The sequence below is a fragment of the Erythrobacter sp. SD-21 genome (genome assembly GCF_000181515.1).
Classification (GTDB): domain Bacteria; phylum Pseudomonadota; class Alphaproteobacteria; order Sphingomonadales; family Sphingomonadaceae; genus Qipengyuania.
In genome coordinates this window covers 76684-94471 of record NZ_ABCG01000008.1, presented here as the reverse complement: position 1 = coordinate 94471, position 17788 = coordinate 76684, and the positions used below count along the sequence as shown (strand labels likewise).

Annotated in this window: 15 protein-coding genes; 7 read left to right on the top strand and 8 right to left on the bottom strand. The window is 62.9% G+C overall.

The window, feature by feature from the left end; translation table 11 throughout:
* Nucleotides 1–3: 3 nt before the first annotated feature.
* Nucleotides 4–1275 carry a phospholipid carrier-dependent glycosyltransferase gene (locus tag ED21_RS12630; protein WP_006834311.1) on the bottom strand — a complete coding sequence of 424 codons (1272 nt, stop codon included), beginning with the start codon at nucleotides 1273–1275 and terminating at the stop codon, nucleotides 4–6.
* Nucleotides 1276–1358: 83 nt separating this feature from the next.
* Between ED21_RS12630 and ED21_RS12625 the strand changes: the two genes are divergently transcribed.
* Nucleotides 1359–2564: a PLP-dependent aspartate aminotransferase family protein gene (locus ED21_RS12625; RefSeq protein WP_006834310.1), complete on the top strand. Its 1206-nt coding sequence runs from the start codon at nucleotides 1359–1361 to the stop codon at nucleotides 2562–2564.
* Here ED21_RS12625 and ED21_RS12620 read toward each other — a convergent pair.
* On the bottom strand, nucleotides 2561–3052 hold the full coding sequence (locus ED21_RS12620; protein ID WP_006834309.1) for an MgtC/SapB family protein: 492 nt from the start codon (nucleotides 3050–3052) through the stop codon (nucleotides 2561–2563). The two genes, ED21_RS12625 and ED21_RS12620, sit on opposite strands and share 4 nt — an antisense overlap.
* Before the next feature lie 61 nt (nucleotides 3053–3113).
* Between ED21_RS12620 and ED21_RS12615 the strand changes: the two genes are divergently transcribed.
* From ED21_RS12615 to ED21_RS12605, 3 genes are all read left to right on the top strand, one after another.
* Nucleotides 3114–3725, top strand: a complete 612-nt coding sequence (locus ED21_RS12615) for a 2-hydroxychromene-2-carboxylate isomerase (RefSeq protein ID WP_006834308.1) — start codon at nucleotides 3114–3116, stop codon at nucleotides 3723–3725.
* Nucleotides 3726–3992: 267 nt separating this feature from the next.
* Nucleotides 3993–4391, top strand: coding sequence for a Co2+/Mg2+ efflux protein ApaG (gene apaG / locus ED21_RS12610; RefSeq protein WP_034922691.1), 399 nt, complete (start codon nucleotides 3993–3995; stop codon nucleotides 4389–4391).
* 17 nt (nucleotides 4392–4408) lie between these two features.
* Nucleotides 4409–4828 (top strand): DUF805 domain-containing protein, encoded by a 420-nt coding sequence (locus ED21_RS12605; protein WP_006834305.1) that lies wholly within the window; start codon nucleotides 4409–4411, stop codon nucleotides 4826–4828.
* A 3-nt stretch (nucleotides 4829–4831) separates the two neighbouring features.
* Here the strand turns inward: ED21_RS12605 and ED21_RS12600 are convergent, their stop codons facing one another.
* The 4 genes from ED21_RS12600 to argJ all read right to left on the bottom strand — a co-directional run bounded on the left by ED21_RS12600 (nucleotide 4832) and on the right by argJ (nucleotide 10715).
* Nucleotides 4832–6370: a Ppx/GppA family phosphatase gene (locus ED21_RS12600; RefSeq protein WP_050784776.1), complete on the bottom strand. Its 1539-nt coding sequence runs from the start codon at nucleotides 6368–6370 to the stop codon at nucleotides 4832–4834.
* Entirely contained in the window at nucleotides 6367–8568 is a 2202-nt protein-coding gene (locus ED21_RS12595; protein WP_006834303.1) for an RNA degradosome polyphosphate kinase, read from the bottom strand. The genes ED21_RS12600 and ED21_RS12595 overlap by 4 nt, the downstream gene beginning before the upstream one ends.
* 102 nt (nucleotides 8569–8670) lie before the next feature.
* Nucleotides 8671–9435: an inositol monophosphatase family protein gene (locus ED21_RS12590; RefSeq protein WP_050784779.1), complete on the bottom strand. Its 765-nt coding sequence runs from the start codon at nucleotides 9433–9435 to the stop codon at nucleotides 8671–8673.
* A gap of 53 nt (nucleotides 9436–9488) precedes the next feature.
* Nucleotides 9489–10715 (bottom strand): bifunctional glutamate N-acetyltransferase/amino-acid acetyltransferase ArgJ, encoded by a 1227-nt coding sequence (argJ, locus tag ED21_RS12585; protein WP_006834301.1) that lies wholly within the window; start codon nucleotides 10713–10715, stop codon nucleotides 9489–9491.
* Between the two features lie 110 nt (nucleotides 10716–10825).
* On the opposite strand from argJ, the gene ED21_RS12580 reads away from it, so the two are divergent.
* Together ED21_RS12580 and secA are read left to right on the top strand one after the other, a co-directional pair.
* On the top strand, nucleotides 10826–11101 hold the full coding sequence (locus ED21_RS12580) for a hypothetical protein (protein ID WP_006834300.1): 276 nt from the start codon (nucleotides 10826–10828) through the stop codon (nucleotides 11099–11101).
* Between the two features lie 96 nt (nucleotides 11102–11197).
* On the top strand, nucleotides 11198–13996 hold the full coding sequence (secA, locus tag ED21_RS12575) for a preprotein translocase subunit SecA (RefSeq protein WP_006834299.1): 2799 nt from the start codon (nucleotides 11198–11200) through the stop codon (nucleotides 13994–13996).
* 28 nt (nucleotides 13997–14024) lie between these two features.
* On the opposite strand, the gene ED21_RS14855 is transcribed toward secA, so the two are convergent.
* Nucleotides 14025–14639 (bottom strand): N-acetyltransferase, encoded by a 615-nt coding sequence (locus ED21_RS14855; RefSeq protein ID WP_006834298.1) that lies wholly within the window; start codon nucleotides 14637–14639, stop codon nucleotides 14025–14027.
* Nucleotides 14640–14699: 60 nt separating this feature from the next.
* On the opposite strand from ED21_RS14855, the gene ED21_RS12565 reads away from it, so the two are divergent.
* Nucleotides 14700–15437: a sulfite exporter TauE/SafE family protein gene (locus ED21_RS12565; RefSeq protein WP_006834297.1), complete on the top strand. Its 738-nt coding sequence runs from the start codon at nucleotides 14700–14702 to the stop codon at nucleotides 15435–15437.
* Between the two features lie 352 nt (nucleotides 15438–15789).
* Here the strand turns inward: ED21_RS12565 and ED21_RS12560 are convergent, their stop codons facing one another.
* On the bottom strand, nucleotides 15790–17208 hold the full coding sequence (locus tag ED21_RS12560; RefSeq protein WP_034922655.1) for an amidohydrolase family protein: 1419 nt from the start codon (nucleotides 17206–17208) through the stop codon (nucleotides 15790–15792).
* Nucleotides 17209–17788: the final 580 nt, after the last annotated feature.

Below are 17788 nucleotides of genomic sequence, written 5' to 3'. Positions count from 1 at the left end.
CGGTCATTTCCACGAGGGGAGCCAGGCCCAAGCCTTGAAGCTCATCGGTCCCGAAAGCGGTTCTGCGGCGAGGATGGGGTAGAAATACACGAAAACCACGAGGCTTACTGCCGGCACGATCCACGCGGTTCGCCTCCAACCCGCACTCCGCAAATCGTCCAAGGCCAGCGCCAGCGCGACCAGCAGCACGGTGCCGGGCAGGAAATAGTGGTGGTAGAACTGCACCGGCTTGGCGGCGAAGATCCAGAAGCCGAGCGATACCGCATAGAGCAGCGCCAGTGCGCCATGCGCCGGTCGACGCGCCGAAACTCCCCGCCACGCGCACCACAGGAGGGCGGGGAGGCCGAGCAGCATGGTCAGCGGGTTGCCGATGAGCATGACGCCTCGCTGCGCCCCGTCGGCAGGCTCGTAAAGATACCAGAGCGCGCGCCAATTCGCGATCCATTCCGGCCAGGTCGATTGGTAGTTGTGCGGCGGCAGGACCTGGGTCTGGAGGTCGAGCATCACCCTGTGTTGCGCCACGATCCCCTCGGTAATCGGGTTCACGGCGAAGAAGTAGCCGGGCGCAAAGGTCAACCAGTAGACCGCGAGCGGCAGCAGGCCGAGCCAGACGAAGGCTTCGATCAGCGTAATTCCCGGCACCGGCATCCCGCGGCGGCTGAGCAAAAGGCGGCGTCGTCCCGCAAACCAGCGCAGCGCAAGGAACCCAAGACCCGGCAGCGCCGCTATGATGAGCGCGTTCCACTTGGCTGCCATGGCAAGACCGAGCGTGATACCTGCGAAGAACAGCCGCCTGCGACCCGTTTCTGGTTCGCGCATCGCGGCAGCCAGTTGCCAGAAGGCGACCGCGAGCGCGGCGATCATGAAGATGTCGAGCATGGCAATGCGCGCGTGGACGAACAGGTGGAAGCCGGTCGCGACCAGCACGCCGCTCGCCAGCGTGGCGTAGCGGCTGAGCGTTGCGAACCAGACGGCGCGCATGGTGGCGAACAGCGCCAGCGCCCCCGCGAGCGAAGACATGAAGCGCCAGCCCCAAGGATTGTCGCCGAAGACCGCGATGCTCAGTGCGATCATCTCTTTGCCGAACAGCGGATGCTCGCGGTTGGAAAATTCGCCCAGCACGAGCAGGTCGCGGGCGGCCGGGACGTAATGGACCTCGTCGAAATAGGGCGTGGTCGGGATCGCGAGGTTCCACAGCACCACCACCCAGAAGGCGAACGCCAAAGCGGCGCACCAGTGGATCGGATCGACAGGTTGCTCGGGCGCGCGGCTCATCGTGCTCAGCGATTAAGCGCGCGTTTTTCACCTGACAACAGCCTTTACTTGTCGCTCCACCGCGTCATGCTATCCCGCCCGCCATGAAGAAGACTACCGGAACCGACCGCTCGATAACCTCGCAATGGCGCCCCGCAACGCAGGCGGTGCGCGGCGGCACGTGGCGCAGCGAGCATGGCGAGACGAGCGAGGCGCTATTCCTGACCTCGGGCTACACCTACGACGACGCGCAGACGGTGGCCGATCGCTTCGCGGGCGAGGCGCAGGGCATGACCTACTCGCGCCTTCAGAACCCCACCGTCGCCATGCTGGAAGAGCGCATTGCGTTGATTGAGGGCGCGGAGGCCTGCCGCGCGCAGGCCAGCGGAATGGCGGCGATGACCACCGCGCTCCTGTGTCAGGTCTCGGCCGGCGATCATGTGATCGGGGCGAGGGCGGCCTTCGGGTCGTGTCGCTGGCTGCTCGACCATCTCCTCCCGCGCTTCGGGATCAAGACGACCGTCGTCGACAGCGCCGACAACGACGCGTGGGAGGCGGCGATCCGTCCCAACACCAAGGTCTTCTTTTTCGAGACCCCGGCCAACCCCACGCTCGACGTGGTCGATCTCAAGCATGTGTGCGAGGTGGCCAGGGCGCACGGCATCACCACCGTGGTCGACAACGCCTTTGCCACCAGCGCGCTGCAGCGTCCGATGGATTTCGGCGCCGATGTCGTGGCCTATTCGGCGACCAAGCTGATGGACGGGCAGGGCAGGGTGCTGGCCGGCGCCGTCTGCGCTTCGCAGGAATGGATGGACGAGGTCCTGCTGCCCTTCCAGCGCAACACCGGCCCCAATATCGCACCCTTCAACGCTTGGGTGGTCCTGAAAGGCCTCGAAACCCTGAGCCTGCGGGCGATGAAGCAGAGCGAGAATGCGGTCGAACTGGGCAAATTCATCGAACCGCGCGTGCCCCGCATCCTCCATCCCGGCCTGCCGAGCCACCCGCGCCACGCGCTGGCGCTGGAGCAGATGACTGCCACCGGCCCGATCTTCGCGCTCGACGTCGAGAGCCGCGAGCGCGCCTTCGCCATTCTCGACGCGCTACAGCTGGTCGATATTTCGAACAATATCGGCGATGCGCGCAGCCTCATGTGCCATCCGGCGAGCACCACGCATGCCGGCATGACCGGCGAGGACCGCGAGGCGATGGGCGTGACCGAGGGCTTGCTGCGCATCAACGTCGGGCTTGAGGATGTCGAGGATGTGAAGGAAGACCTCGACCGCGCCCTGAAGGCGGCGGGGCTTTAGTCGGCTTGCTCGGCATTTCCGTCGGCCTGCGATCCCGGGTCCCATTTTTCGGTGAAGGGTCGGCTCGCGATCAGAAGGATCAGGACCAGCGCCGACATGATTGTCGCCAGCCAAAGTTCGCCCATGCCGCTGACAAGCCCGATGGCTCCTGCACACCAAATCGAAGCAGCAGATCCTGCGCCTTGCACATAATTGCCCTGACGGAACATTGCGCCCGCTCCGATGAAGCCGATGCCGGTGATAACTCCCTCGATAACGCGTGTCGGATCGATCCGCGCCTGCTCGTCGGCTTGTGATTCCAGGAGCTCCACCGATCCGATCAGCAACCCGCACGCCGCCACCGAAATGATCACGAAGGGCCGGAAATCGATCGGCTTCTTATGGAAAAAACGTTCGAGCCCGATGATGAGCGGCAGCACCGTGGCAAAACCCAGGCGTAGTGCGACATCGAGCCAGCTCATGGCGCTGGGGTGGAATTGTTCGGTCATAGCCTAGCCAACGTTGCTTGGGCGCGAGGTTTCCACCATCAGGTGGGAAGGGAGAATTTTGATGTCCAAAACCGTCGAATACATCTTCGATCTCGCCGCACCGAATGGCTATCTCGCGTGGTATCCGCTCAAGGACATCGTGGCGCGGACGGGTTCGGAACTGTCGGTCACGCCCGTGTTTCTCGGCGGGATGCACAAGCTTACGGGGAACGCCCCGCCGATGATGCGGGATGCGGATGTGAAGGGGAAGGTGCCTTATGCGGCGCTGGAATTCCGACGCTTCCTCGATCGGCACGGGATGGACCGGTTCTCGATGCATCCCGACCTGCCGTTCAATTCCATACTGCTTCAGCGCGTGCTCGTTGCCGCCGAGGATGAAGCGCAACGCCAGGCGCTGGTCGAGGCCCTGCTGCCTGCGGTTTGGGAGCGCAATATCGATTGCAGCGATGCAGAAGCCGTAGGCCGCGAACTCGCCGAGGCGGGTTTCGATGCGGAAAACCTTCTTGCGCGGACCCAGGATGATGCGGTGAAACAGAAACTGGCCGACAACACCACCGACGCGGTCGAACGCGGCGCGTTTGGTATCCCGACCTTCTTCGTCGACGATGAAATGTGGTTCGGCAAGGAACGCCTCGAACAGCTCGAAAGCTATCTGGGCGGTGGCAAGCCCTGAGGGCTGCTAGGTCCTTTGTATCAGAGGACGATGACGGCGAGCACGACCTGCGCGGCGAGCATCAGTTCGATGCGTCCTTCCCCGTCCTGGTCGGCCATAAGCCGGTTGATGAATGCGAACAGCATGGCGCTACCCCTTTCCGTGAACAGAAAGTGGCGCATGTTGCTTATGAATTCTTCATCATGTGCGGTTAACCGATCTTAAGACGGTGGGATAAGGCGTATGGGCTCTTGCACGACCGGGCACAGCCATTAGGTTGAGGGCGTGATCAAGGAGCTTTTCCAGCATAGCGCCATGACCGATGGCATCACCGTGCGGGTCGCGGTGAACTTCCTGCCCGAGCAATCCCAGCCCGAGGCGGACAAATGGTTCTGGGTCTATCACATCCGTATCGAGAACGCCTCGCACGAACGCGTCCAGCTGATGACCCGCCACTGGCGCATCACCGACGGGGCGGGATTGGTCGCGCATGTCGATGGGGACGGTGTCGTGGGCGAACAACCGGTGCTGCGGCCGGGCGATAGTCACGATTACGTGTCGGGTTGTCCGCTCGACACGCCGCACGGGTCGATGGAAGGTTTCTACACCTTCCATCGCGAGGATGGGACGCCCTTCGAAGTGCGTATTCCCTTCTTCCCGCTTGCCGCACCCGCGACTGCGGGCTGAATGCCCGGACCCCGCGCATGCTCGACCGCATCGTCGGATACCGCATCAACCGCGCAACTTATTGGGCAAACCTCCTCGGAATTGTCGCCATAGTGGGCATCTTGGTGACCTTCGGGATCGTCGGCGAGCAAGGCGGGACCGGGGCTATCGAAGTCGTCCTGGCGATCCTTGCGGGAACGCGCCTGCATGATGTGGGCTATTCGGCCAAATACGCTCTGGCGGGCGTCCTTCTCCACGCGCTCCTCACCTTTACGGTGCTCGCAAGGTTTGGTTACGACGAGGCGCTGACGTCGCTGGGCCTGCTCAATCTGGCCTTCCTCGTCCTGCTGGTGTGGTTGGGGCTCGTGCCGGGCCAAAGCGGGGACAACCGATGGGGCGCACCACCGCCCGCCGGTGTCAGCTGGAAACGGCCAGAGAGGCGTTTTTCCGAAGATTGAGAGTCAGTCGACCTCAGTCGTTTCTTCCAGCTCGCTTTCGAACCGGTAATCGCCGATTTTTATCTTCGCCTCGCGGTCCAGCCAGTCGGCAAGAATCTCGAAATCCCGCGTCAGCAGGCTTGTGGCCAGAGGGGCACGGCTTTCGTCGAGATAGAGCACAAGCGCCTTTGGCTTCAGCCGCAACCGGCTGTTGGCGAGCGCTAGGCGCGAACCCGCCCCAAGTCGTCGCGCAAGCCGGAACCCCAGCCCCCAGGTGATGCCTTCGCGCAGGTCATCCTCGCTCGCCAGATCGCTAAGTTTGGAGGGAAGTTCGGTCTTCCCCAGACTGCCGAACAGCGCGGCGCAGATCATGCCGCGATCCCGCGGACTGCAATCGATCCAGCGCTTGTCGAGCGACCACTCCTGCGCATGATGGATGCGTAGATTCGGCTCGACCCGCTGCAGCGCCGAGGCCAGTTGCGCCGCTGCCAGCCGCAGACGCTCGTTGCGCTTGCCGTTGCCGTTGGCAAGGTCGACCGTCCATCCCGCCACGCGCGTCGCATCGATGACCGGCGCATCGCGCGGCTCGGCAAAGGCGTGGACGCCCGAGAGAAGAGGGTCAAGCGAGCGTTGAAGGTCGGTCAGTCGCGAATAGAGCAGGCCCTCCCGGATACCCCAGCTCGAAAAGACGAGGTGGTCGGGTTCCAGCTCGTCGAGCAGTGGCAGCAGCAGCGCCGCCGCATCGGGCAGGTAGGAGGCGCGCATTTCGCTGATGCCGGAAATGTTCTGCAGCTTGTCCGGCAAGGCCTCGATTAAATCGCTTGCCAGCCGCCGCGCGTCCTCGACCGAGAGGATGTAGCCGTGAGGATCGCTCAGCGGGTAATCGGCCTCCTTCATCGCGAAATAGGCAAGCGCACGCCAGGTGCCGCCGATCATGTAGAGGGGGCCGGTGTGGCTGCGCATCCAGCCGACATCGGAAAGATGCTCGCGCACGGTGTCGGCAAGATCGCTTTCGGCGGCGCGGAAAGCTGGCAGGCGCAGCGTTCCGAAAGGCAGGCTCACCGCATCGCGGCAATCGCCTTCGCCGATCGACACCAGTTCCAGGCTGCCGCCGCCCAAATCGGCTACGATCCCCTGCGCTCCCGGGAAGGCCCCGATGGCCCCGAAGGCCGAGGCGCAGGCCTCTTCCTCGCCGCTAAGCAGGCGCGGATTCAGGCCGAGATCGGCGACCTTCGCGAGGAATTGAGCGCCGTTGGTCGCGTCGCGCGCGGCGGCTGTGGCTACGGTCTGCACGTCCTCGATCTTCCGGTCCTCGACGATGATCCGGTAGCGCGCCAGAGCGGTCAGGGCTTCGCTGGCCGCTTCCTCGGGGATCCGGCCGGTATCGGAAATGTCGCGGCCCAGCCTTGCTGCCACCTTCTCGTTCCAAGCGGTCTCCGGTGCGCGTCCGGTTCCTTCGTAGATGACGAGACGAACGGTGTTCGAGCCGATGTCGATCACCGCGCGGGGAGGGTGGATCAGGCGGCGCTGCCATTGCGGCATGCGGGTACGGCCCCGGCTCATGCCTTTGCGCCCGGCAGGGTGAGATGCGGCACGTCGTGTTTCTCCAGCGCAGAGCCGCGACCCGACAGCGAGGGATTGGACATGAAATACTGGTGGCAGTTGAAGCCGTCCTCGCCCTTGCCCATGCGGCGATACTGCCCGTCGGCGTCGAGGCGCCAGCTGCGTTCGGTGTCGAGAATATTGGCGAGCATGACCTGTTTCAGGAGCTGGTCGTGCACGGTCTTGTTCGTGATCGGCACCATGACCTCCACCCGCCGATCGAGATTGCGGCTCATCGCGTCGGCGCTGGTGAGGTATACTTTCGCCTGACGGCTGGGCATCGCCTTGCCATTGGCAAAGGCCCACATGCGGGCGTGTTCGAGGAAGCGGCCGATGATCGACTTGACGCTGATGTTCTCCGACATGCCCGGGATGCCCGCACGCAAGGAGCAGATACCGCGCACCACCATCCGCACTTCCACACCCGCCTGGCTGGCTTCGTAGAGCTTGTCGATGATCGCCTTGTTGGTAATCGAGTTCATCTTCACCCAGATGCCCGAAGGTTTGCCGGCCTTGGCATTGACGATTTCGGTATCGATCAGCTCATAGAGCTTCTCGCGCATGCCGATGGGCGAGATGGCGATCTCTTCCAGGTCGTCCGGCTCAATATAGCCGGTGATGAAATTGAACATTTTCGCTGCATCGCGTCCCAGCGTCTGATCGGCGGTGAAGTAGCTGAGGTCGGTGTAGATCTTGGCGTTGATCGGGTGGTAGTTCCCCGTCCCGAAGTGGCAATAGGTGGCGTAGCCATCCTCCTCTCGCCGTACCACGAGGCTGACCTTAGCGTGGGTCTTCCATTCGGTGAAACCGTAGATCACCTGTACCCCTGCGCGTTCCAGCTCGTTGGCCCAGCGGATGTTGCGTTCCTCGTCGAAGCGCGCCTTTAATTCCACGACCGCCGTTACCGCCTTGCCGTTCTGCGCCGCTTCGACCAGCGCGGCAATAACGGGCGACTGGTCGCCGGCGCGGTAGAGCGTCTGCTTGATCGAGACCACCGCCAGGTCGACCGCGGCCTGGTGCAGAAAATCGACCACGACCTCGAAACTTTCGTACGGGTGGTGGATGACCATGTCCTTCTCGCGGATCGCGGTGAAGACATCCCCGTCGTGGGCCAGCACGCGTTCGGGATAGCGCGGGGAGAAAGGCGGGAACTTGAGGTCGGGCCGCGGCTCGTTGCAGATCGCGTCGAGATCGGAAAGGCCGAGCATGCCGCCAGTCTTGACGATCATCGCGGCATCGACATCGAATTGTTCGCGTAGCAGCGTTTCCGCGGCCTCGTCGCACTCGTCGTCGAGTTCGAGCAGGACCGCTCGGCCGCGCCGGCGACGCTGTATCGCGGTGCGGAAGTAGCGCACGAGGTCCTCTGCCTCGTCTTCCACCTCGATATCGCTGTCGCGCAGGACCCGGAAAATGCCGTCGCCAAGGATCTTGAAGCCGGGGAACATCTGGTCGGCAAAGCGCGTGACCAATTGCTCGATGGCCACATAAATCGCCTGTTCCTGCCCCTTGTCCTGCGGCACGCGCACGAAACGCGGGACACCGCTGGGGATGAGGACCATTTCGACCAGCTCGCCCTTTCGCTTGCCGCGCTTGAGGCGGAACAAGACGCCCATTCCACCGCTCGCAACAAAGGGGAAGGGGTGCGAGGGGTCGATCGCCTGCGGGGTAATCAGCGGGACGATATCGTGTTCGAAATATTCGGCGAGCCACTTCTGCTGGCCCTTGGACAATTCGTCCGGGACCATCAGCATGATGCCTACCTCGGCCAGAAGCCCCCGCAGCACCTCGAGGCTTTCCTGCTGGCGGTCCTCCAGCTCCAGAACCTGTCCGCGGATTGCGTCGAGCTGCTGGCGCGGGCTTAGCCCGTCGATTCCGGTGGTCTCGATCCCGCGCTGCACCTGCCCTTCGAGCCCGGCGATGCGCACGGTGGTGAACTCGTCGAGATTGCTGCCTGAAATCGACAGAAAGCGCAGGCGTTCGAGCAGCGGGTAATCGGTGTTCTCGCTCTCGGCGAGGACGCGGCGGTTGAAGCTCAGCCAGCTCAGCTCGCGATTGACGTAGCGATCCTCGGCTGCCTCGGGCGCGACCGGTGCGTTGTCACCGTCCGGCTCCCTGGCAGCGGTTTCGAGGGCGGGCGCGGGGGTATCGCCAAGCGTCACGGGGCACCTTTCGTATCGTATGGTCGGGGAGGGTAGGCCGGGGGCTCGTACTTGAAAAGCGTTTCGACGCGCCACCGATCCAGAGACTGCGTCAGACAAGCGTCACATTTGCGCGTAACGCTGCGCCAGTTCCTCCCATAATTCGGGGGTCGAGGCACCGAGCAAGCCCTTCCGGTCCCATTCGTTTACCCGGTAGGGCGAGCCGTCGGGCCGGGCAACCTTGCCGCCCGCTTCTTCGAGCCACAGCGCGCCCGCCGCATGGTCCCACGCCAGCGTGCGTTCAAAGATCGAGACATCGTTCTCGCCAAGGCCGAGGCGCGGATATTGCTCGGCGGCGCAGAAGGGAATGTCGACCAGTTCGTAATTGGGCGAGATATGGCGGCGGGTGGCCTGGCGGCGCTCTTCTTCCATGAAGATGAGCGAGATCGCGGCAATGGGCGGGGTGCGGCCCGTGGCGCGCGCTTCGATGCGGGACCCGTCGACGAAGGCGCCCTTGCCTCGATGCGCGGCGCAAAAGCGCCCGGTGAGGCAATCGTAGAGCCAGCCCGACTGGGTGAGCCCGCCCTCGGCGCGCGCGATGATGATGCCGAAGGGCGGCTTGCCGCTCGCGAAGTTGCGCGTCCCGTCGACAGGATCGACGATCCAGCAGGGAGCGTCGAGGCGCTCGAGGATCGAGGGATCGGCATGCGCGGTCTCTTCGCCCACAAAACCGAGGCTGCCGTCGAGCCGGCTCAGGCCCTCGCGCAGCAGAACCTCGGATTCCTTGTCGGCGATGGTGACGGGGTCGTTGCCGCCCTTGTCTTCAACTTCGCCTTCGGAAAGGTTGCGAAAGCGCGGGAGGATGGCCTCCTCGGTCGCGCGCTGCATCAGGGCGAGGATCTCGCCATCCAAGACCCGCTCGCCCTGAGCCTGTCGAAGTGTCAAGAGCGGTAGTCCGCGTTGATCGAGATGTAGCCATGCGTGAGATCGCAGGTCCACACAGTCGCGCGGCCTTCGCCGATGCCGAGATCGACGTCCATGCGGATGTCCTCGCCTTCCAGATGCCTGGCCACGGGAGCCTCGTCATAGTTTGCCAGCGGCTGACCGTCCTTTGCGGCCCAAGTCCCGCCGAAGCCGATCGAGAGCCGGTCGCGATCCGCCGGTTCGCCGGCCTTGCCCACGGCCATGACCACTCGGCCCCAATTGGCGTCTCCGCCGGCAATCGCAGTCTTGACCAGCGGCGAATTGGCGATGGCAAGACCGACGCGGCGGGCGCTCTCATCATCCTTGGCTCCTGCTATCGCAATCTCGATGAACTTCTGCGCGCCTTCGCCATCGCGCACGACGAGCTGCGCCAGCTCGCGGCAGATATCGAGGAGGGCGGCATAGAAGGCGTCGGCACCCGCATCGTCCCACGAGGCGAGCGGAGTGTTGCCCGCAGCGCCCGTGGCGAAGGCCAGCACCGTGTCGCTAGTGGAGGTGTCGCCGTCCACCGTGATGCAGGAAAAGGTCGCTGCGTTGGCCTTGGAGAGCATCTCTTGGAAGAACGCCGCTCCGATGGCGGCGTCGGTGAAGATATAGCCGAGCATGGTCGCCAAGTCAGGTGCGATCATGCCGCTGCCCTTGATAATCCCGGCCAGTTCGACGCGCGTCTCGCCTAGCAAGGCCGAAGACTTCGCGCCTTTGGTGAAGGTGTCGGTTGTGCCAATGGCGCTCGCGGCTTCCTCCCACCCACAAGGTTCGGCTTCGAGCACGGCAGCAACGCCCGCGCGCGCCTTGTCCTTGGGCAGCGGCACGCCGATGACGCCGGTCGAAGAGACGAACACCGAACTCGGCTCGCAATCGAGCGCCTCGGCGACCTGCGCCATGATCTGTTCCACCGCCTCGCGTCCGCGCACGCCGGTAAAGGCGTTCGAATTGCCCGCATTGACGACGAGCGCGCGCGCGGAACCGAGCCGGACCTGCTCACGCCCCATTTCGACCTCGCTCGAGGCGCAGGCGGACTTGGTGAACACCCCGGCGACACTGGTCGCAGGAGCAAACTCGGCGAAGGTCAGGTCGGCCCTGTCCCAGTTCTTGTAACGCGCCCGTGCCACGCGCAGGATGACCCCGTCGATGGCGGGGAGGTCGGGGAAGGGGCGTGCAAGAGGCGACTGGGCAAGGTCCATGCAAAGCGCGCTATACGGCTGCAAGGGGGCAGGCAAGCGCGCTCGCATGCGCAAAAAATCGCGCCTGGTCTTTAATCGATCAGAATTGTGCGCTATCTGCGTTCCCGACCATGGTTCGCCAACTGCTCGCCCTTATTGCCCTGCTAACCGGCCTCGCCGCGATGGGTACGCCTGTGCAGGCAGCGGTGAACAGCGCCGTGGGCGTGGGCGTCGAACGCCCGACCGACAGCCGCGATACCGAAAGCCGCGAAACGCAGAACGCCTGCACCGAAAAGCAGCGCAAGCAGGAGCTGCGCGGCGAACGAGTCACGCCCTGCAAGCCGCAGGAACCCGTCACCGTCTATATTCCCTCGGTGATGTTCGGCGTCGACCGCGCTTACGAATAGCTTGTAGCCAGCTCCCGTATCCCCATGCCCGGCACTATCGGTGTGCGCGGGCATTTCCCGTATAATTCCCGTTCAAATCGAGGCTCCCGCCCCATCATGCTTAAATCCATCGGCAAGGCCATCTTCGGCTCGTCCAACGACCGTTACGTCAATTCCATTCGCAAGATCGTCGACCAGATCAACTCGCTCGAGCCGCAGCTGCAGGCGCTGAGCGACGAGGAACTGCGTGCGCAGACCGACAAGTTCCGCGCCCAGCTCGCGGACGGAAAGACGCTGGACGATATCCTGCCCGAAGCCTTCGCCACCGTGCGCGAGGCCTCGGTCCGTGTCCTCGGCATGCGCCACTTCGATGTGCAGATGATCGGCGGCATCGTGCTTCACCGCGGCGAGATTGCCGAGATGCGCACGGGTGAGGGCAAGACGCTGGTGGCAACGCTGGCCACCTATCTCAACGCGATCGAGGGCAAGGGCGTCCATGTCGTCACCGTCAACGATTACCTCGCCAGCCGCGACGCGGAATGGATGGGCCAGCTCCACAACTTCCTCGGCCTGACCATCGGCGTGATCGTGCCGAACCTCGGCGAACAGCAGCGCCGCGATGCCTATGGCGCCGACATAACCTACGGTACGAACAACGAGTTCGGGTTCGATTACCTGCGCGACAACATGAAGCACGAGCGCAGCCAGATGGTGCAGCGCCCCTTCAACTTCGCCATCGTCGACGAAGTGGATTCGATCCTGATCGACGAAGCGCGCACCCCGCTGATCATCTCTGGCCCAACCGAGGACAAGTCGGAGCTTTATGTCACCGTCGACGAGATCGTGAAAAAGATCGAGTCCGAGTGGTACGAGGCCGACGAGAAGACCAAGAACATCACCTGGACCGAAGAAGGCACGGACGCGATCGAGCAGATGCTCAAGGACGCCGGCCTCCTCGAGACCGACAATCTCTACGATGTCGAGAACACGCAGGTGGTTCACCACCTCGACCAGGCGCTGAAAGCGAACATCATGTTCAAGCGCGACACCGATTACATCGTGAAGTTCGAAAAGAAGATGCAGCCCGACGGTACCATGGGTGAAGAGGGCAAGGTCGTCATCATCGACGAGTTCACCGGCCGCATGATGGACGGTCGCCGCTGGTCGAACGGCCTGCACCAGGCGGTAGAGGCGAAGGAAGGCGTGAATATCGAGCCGGAGAACCAGACGCTAGCCTCAATCACCTTCCAGAACTATTTCCGCATGTATCCCAAGCTGTCGGGCATGACCGGCACGGCGGCTACCGAAGCGGCGGAATTCTGGGACATCTACAAGATGAACGTGGTCGAGATCCCGACCAACGTCCCCGTCCAGCGCATCGACGAGGAAGACGAGTTCTACAAGAACACGCAGGACAAGTTCAAAGCCATCGCCAAGGCGATCAAGGAAAAGCACGAGATCGGCCAGCCGGTCCTCGTGGGTACGGTCTCGATCGAGAAGAGCGAGCTCCTGTCCGACTTCCTCGACAAGGAAGGCGTGAAGCACGAAATCCTCAACGCCCGCCAGCATGAGCGCGAGGCGCATATCGTGGCGCAGGCGGGCCGCATCGGGGCGGTCACCATCGCCACCAACATGGCCGGTCGCGGCACCGACATCCAGCTCGGCGGTAACGTCGAGTTCCGCACCGAGGACGAGCTTTCGGAAATGCCCGAAGGGCCCGAACGCGATGCCGCGATTGCGAAGATCAAGGAAGAGGTCGCCGCGGAGAAACAGCGCGTGCTCGAAGCGGGCGGCCTGTTCGTGCTTGCCACCGAGCGCCACGAAAGCCGCCGTATCGACAACCAGCTGCGCGGCCGTTCGGGCCGCCAGGGCGACCCGGGTCTGTCGCGCTTCTACCTCTGCCTCGAAGACGATCTCCTGCGCATCTTCGGGCCGGACACGCTGTTCGCCCGCATGATGAACTCGAACCTCGAAGACGGCGAGGCGATCGGGTCCAAGTGGCTCTCCAAGGCTATCGAGACCGCGCAGAAGAAGGTCGAGGCGCGCAACTACGAAATCCGCAAGCAGGTCGTTCAGTACGACGACGTGATGAATGACCAGCGCAAGGTCATCTACGAGCAGCGGGCCGAGATCATGGATAGCGAAGCGGTCGACGATGTCGTGGTCGACATGCGGCACGATGCGATCAACGCCATGGTCGGCGAGCACTGCCCGCCGGGCTCCTATCCCGAACAGTGGGACATGGAAGGCCTCAAGACCAAGGTCGAGGATGTCTTCGGCATGTCCTTCCCGATGGAAGAGTGGCTGGAAGAAGAAGCGATCGAGCCCGAACTGGCGGAAGAGCGCATCCGCGAGGAAGCCGACCGTCGGATGGACGAGAAGATCGCCAAGGCCGATCCCGCCATCTGGCGCCGGATCGAGAAGAGCCTGCTGCTGCAGGAGCTCGACCACCAGTGGAAGGATCACCTCGCCACGCTCGACGCGCTGCGCCAGGTCGTGGGCCTGCGCGCCCATGCGCAGAAGCAGCCGCTCAACGAATACAAGCAGGAAGCCTTCGCGCTGTTCGAAAGCATGCTCGACAAGCTGCGCGAGGACATATCCTCCAAGCTGCTGACGATCCAGCTCGCGGAACCCGCGCCGCTGCCGCAGATCGACCTTCCCGAATTGCCCGACTTCCTGACGGGGCACATCGATCCGCTGACCGGGCTCGACAATTCGAACGATGGCGACGGGTCGGAAAGCCGCGCCGCGCTGTTCGGCGCGCTGGCGGGCAGCGCTCGTGCTGCGGCCGGTTCCGGCGGTTCTGCGCAGGAGAACCCTTATGCGGGTAAGAACATCAGCCGCAACGAGCCGTGTCCCTGCGGTTCGGGCAACAAATATAAGCATTGCCACGGCGCCATCGGCGCCCGCGTGTAGGCTTTGTGAGAATGGGTCCGCGCGGCGTTCAGGCGCTGCGCGGCTCGCGCACCATCGGCAAAAGCGGCGGTGCATCCTCGGTCGGTCGGATTTCGCCGCACGGTGCAAAGCCGAGTGAGGTGTAGAAGCCGGTGTTGACCGGGTTCGAATTTTCCAGATAGGCGCGCACGCCTCTCCGATCGCAAGCATCGAGCACAGGCTGTATAAGCCGGCGGCCCAGCCCCTTACCCTGCGCGCGCGGCTTCACTCCAACGCTGAACAGGTAGGCGTGTGCGAAGTCCGGGTGGACTTCATCCATGGCCCGGCCGGTCTGCACGCCGCGCACAACGGCACCGGGGCCGCTCTTGGACAGGGTGGGGAGGGCGAAAGCCAGATAGTCGGCCAGACTGAAGCTCCCGTTCCCGCCCGGCAACATCCACATGCAGGCGCCCTCGTCGCCAGAAGTATAGCAGAAGCCGCGCGGAGCATAGATGCGTCGGGCCTGGAGGCGGAAGAGATGCTCTACGCCGGCGAAATTGCCGAACAGCCAGCGGTTGAAGGGATCGTCGCGAAAGGCATCGGCGGTGATATCGCCGAGTTTGCGGGCCTGAGCCGGACCAGCGCGCACCAGCTCGCTGCCCAAGTCTATGTCTGCTGCCTGCATCTCTCGTCTCCCCCGACACAGGCACTAGCCCGGCCAAGCACCCCGGTCTAGGCAGGCCGGATGGTCGCACTCGCCATCGCTTTCCTGCTTGCGGCGCTTCTCTACGCCAGCGTCGGCTTCGGCGGAGGCTCGACCTACAACGCCTTGCTGGCGCTCTCGGGCGTCGATTATCGGATTCTCCCTCTGATTGCCTTGAGCTGCAACATCGTTGTCGTGGCGGGAAGCACCGCGCGCTTTGCTCGAGCGGGCGTCACGCCGTGGCGCCGAGCTTTGCAACTGACCGCCATCGCGGCGCCTGCTGCGCTTCTCGGAGGCCTAACGCCCATCGGCGAAGGCACATTCTTGACCATATTGGGAGCAAGCCTGCTGCTGACCGCTGCCACCATGCTGCTCCCGGTGAAAAGCACCGACGAGGCACGCGGCAAGGGCGCCGGACTGGTTCCGCTAGCCGCCGCCCCGCTGGGCTATCTCGCCGGCCTGGTTGGAATCGGAGGGGGGATATTCCTCGCGCCGCTTCTGCATCTCACCCGGTGGAACCACGCGCGCGCAATCGCTGCCACCGCGAGCCTGTTCATTCTCGTGAACTCGCTCTTCGGCCTCGCCGGGCAAATCTTCAAGGGAGGGGAGGGCCGGTTCCTCGCGGCGTTCGATCTCGGTCTGCCGCTTATCGTGGCCGTGGCCATCGGGGGACAAATCGGCAGCCTCCTCGCCCTCAAATTCCTCCCGCAGCGCTGGATACGCTGGGGCACGGCGCTGCTCACCGCGTGGGTGGGCGCCCGTTTGCTGCTGGCGATGTAAGGAAAATGGCTCCCCGAGTTGGGGCGACACAATGGCGGAAATCTGCGGAAAAATTTGTCTAACCGGTCCAAATCGCGTGACGAGAATCTGCGGCATCCCAAGGGTGATGTCTAACCTCATAGGTACGCTTTGCTCCCTCATTCGGGACGCTCAAGCGCTCCCTGTGTATGCCTGAAAGCGGACCGACAGCTTTGCTCCGGTATTGAGCACCGTGGATGTCCGATTATGGGGTGGAAAGCGGACAAGAGCTTCAGAAGCAGATTGTGTTGAATAGAGGAAACTTAACTTGCGGGAGAGGGGTTCGAGTCCCTCCTCCGCTACCAAATTATTCGAACTGTCGGCGAGCGCCATGCTACTGCGGAGCGCTCTGACCGCCTTGCGCACCATCACTCTCGAATTGGACGACCTCACCATCGAACAATACGGCATCGATGTCTCTTGTGGCTGCAATGTCGACTAACGGGTTGTTGCGCAGCAACACGAGGTCAGCTTCCTTGCCGACTGCGATCGAGCCGATGCGGTTATCAGCGTCCAGATACCGCGCATTGGTAATAGTCGCCGCCCGCAACACTTCCGCATTTGTCAAACCGGCACGCACCAGCTGTGCCAGCTCCTCGTGCAGCGAGATACCGGGCAGGACGAACGGATTTGATGCATCAGTCCCGACTAGGATCGCGACGCCCGCGCGGTGCATATCGCCAACCAATTGGCGCTGGCGGAGATGAGCCGCGAGCCCGTCGGTCACGGTCGCAAAAGGCCCTCTCGGGTCGTCGGATGGCGTGACGATATTACTATAAATCTCGCTCAACCGCGCCACCAGGGCCGGGTCCGGTTGAGCGGAGGGATATCGCCAGCGGGGATCGTCCAGCACCACGAGAGTTGGAACGATGCCAACCTCGTTGTCCCGGAGCAGACTGAATAATGCCGCTGCCTTTTCGTGGTCGTAGGTTGCCGCAATCTCCAACAGGCGACCGTTGGCCAAGGCGTAGGTTTGTGAAGCGTCTCCGCTTAGTGCCGCCAATTCGTACATGTCGCGCCAGCGGTCTTCCTCGCTGGATGCATCGATGAAGAACCCGCGCAGGTGCTCGGCGGTGGCCAAGTCCATTTCTGCCGCTTGTGCATAGCCTACACGTCCGGGCACATGACCGACCATCGGCAAATTTCTCGCGCGCGCTCTCGTGGCAATCGCGTGAAACACATCGGGGTCGAGGTCAGTGTAGATTTTAATGAAATCTCCGCCCGCATCGGCGACCTGATCGACCAGTGCTGCTCCTTCTTCGGGGGTGTCGGCATGGGCAAAATGCATTAGCCAGCGGTCGCGCTCAATTCCATCGAGAATGCGCAATGAGAGGAACAATTCGGGGCCTGCGACGATACCGCGGGCCACGTCGGAACGCAATTGCAACTGACCGCCAGATCCGGCCTCCAACGGCGCAAAATGGGTGCCCATATCGCGGACTGTAGTGACGCCGTGTTCCAAAAACAGCGGCAGTGCCGAACGGTCGGTATGCACATGCATATCGATGAGACCCGGTATCAGAAATTTGCCGGTCCCATCAATAAGCTGTGCGTCCGCACCTGGCGGTTCCTCATCGGATGGCGCGACAGCCGCGATCATGCCGTCCACAATCATAACTGTGCGGTTAGGTAAAAATTCTCCGTTCTCGACATCGAGAACCGAGACGTTCGTGATCCTGATTTGGGCTTCCACGACCGAAGGAGCGGCGATTATCGATGCGAAGGCCAATGCGGCAAACTTGAGTATACTCACGGCTACCCCCTTGTTTGCCAAACATTGCAGCAAATCGCGGTGCGTGGCAAATAGGGCTAGGAAGTCAGGTTTGACGCGAGCGTTTCCGCCGCTTTCGATGGGACGCGTCCATCTGCCCTTTCATTTGCAATCATACACCGCGTGCCGCGGGTTCAAGTCTCTGATCCACTTGCAACCGTAGCAACATGGTTTTCAAAGCGCGCGCTTCGCAGCGGTTTATGCGGACGTCTGCTTTCGGGTCGTTAGCTGCCAGCCCGCTTCTGGCACATCACTAGCTCGGTGAAAGCGTCGTAAGATGGGTGGCACGCGGACATGAATTGTGAGCTGGTGAAGAACACTGGTCCCGAGAAAAGCGTTGAGGGTCGCATGCCAACGGCATGGCCTCATTCTCTCTCAAGCTGCTGAAGATGCCTTTCGTGCATTCGCTGGGTTGTTTTTAACTGATCAAGAGTATCGCGGGCCAACCCGATAGGCTGACATTTTTATTTTCGCAGACTAGCTCACGCTGTCTTCTGATCAGCCTTTGGCCAAGCGACACATGTCGCTGCACCATCTCAAGTTCTGATTCGCCCCGTCTCAT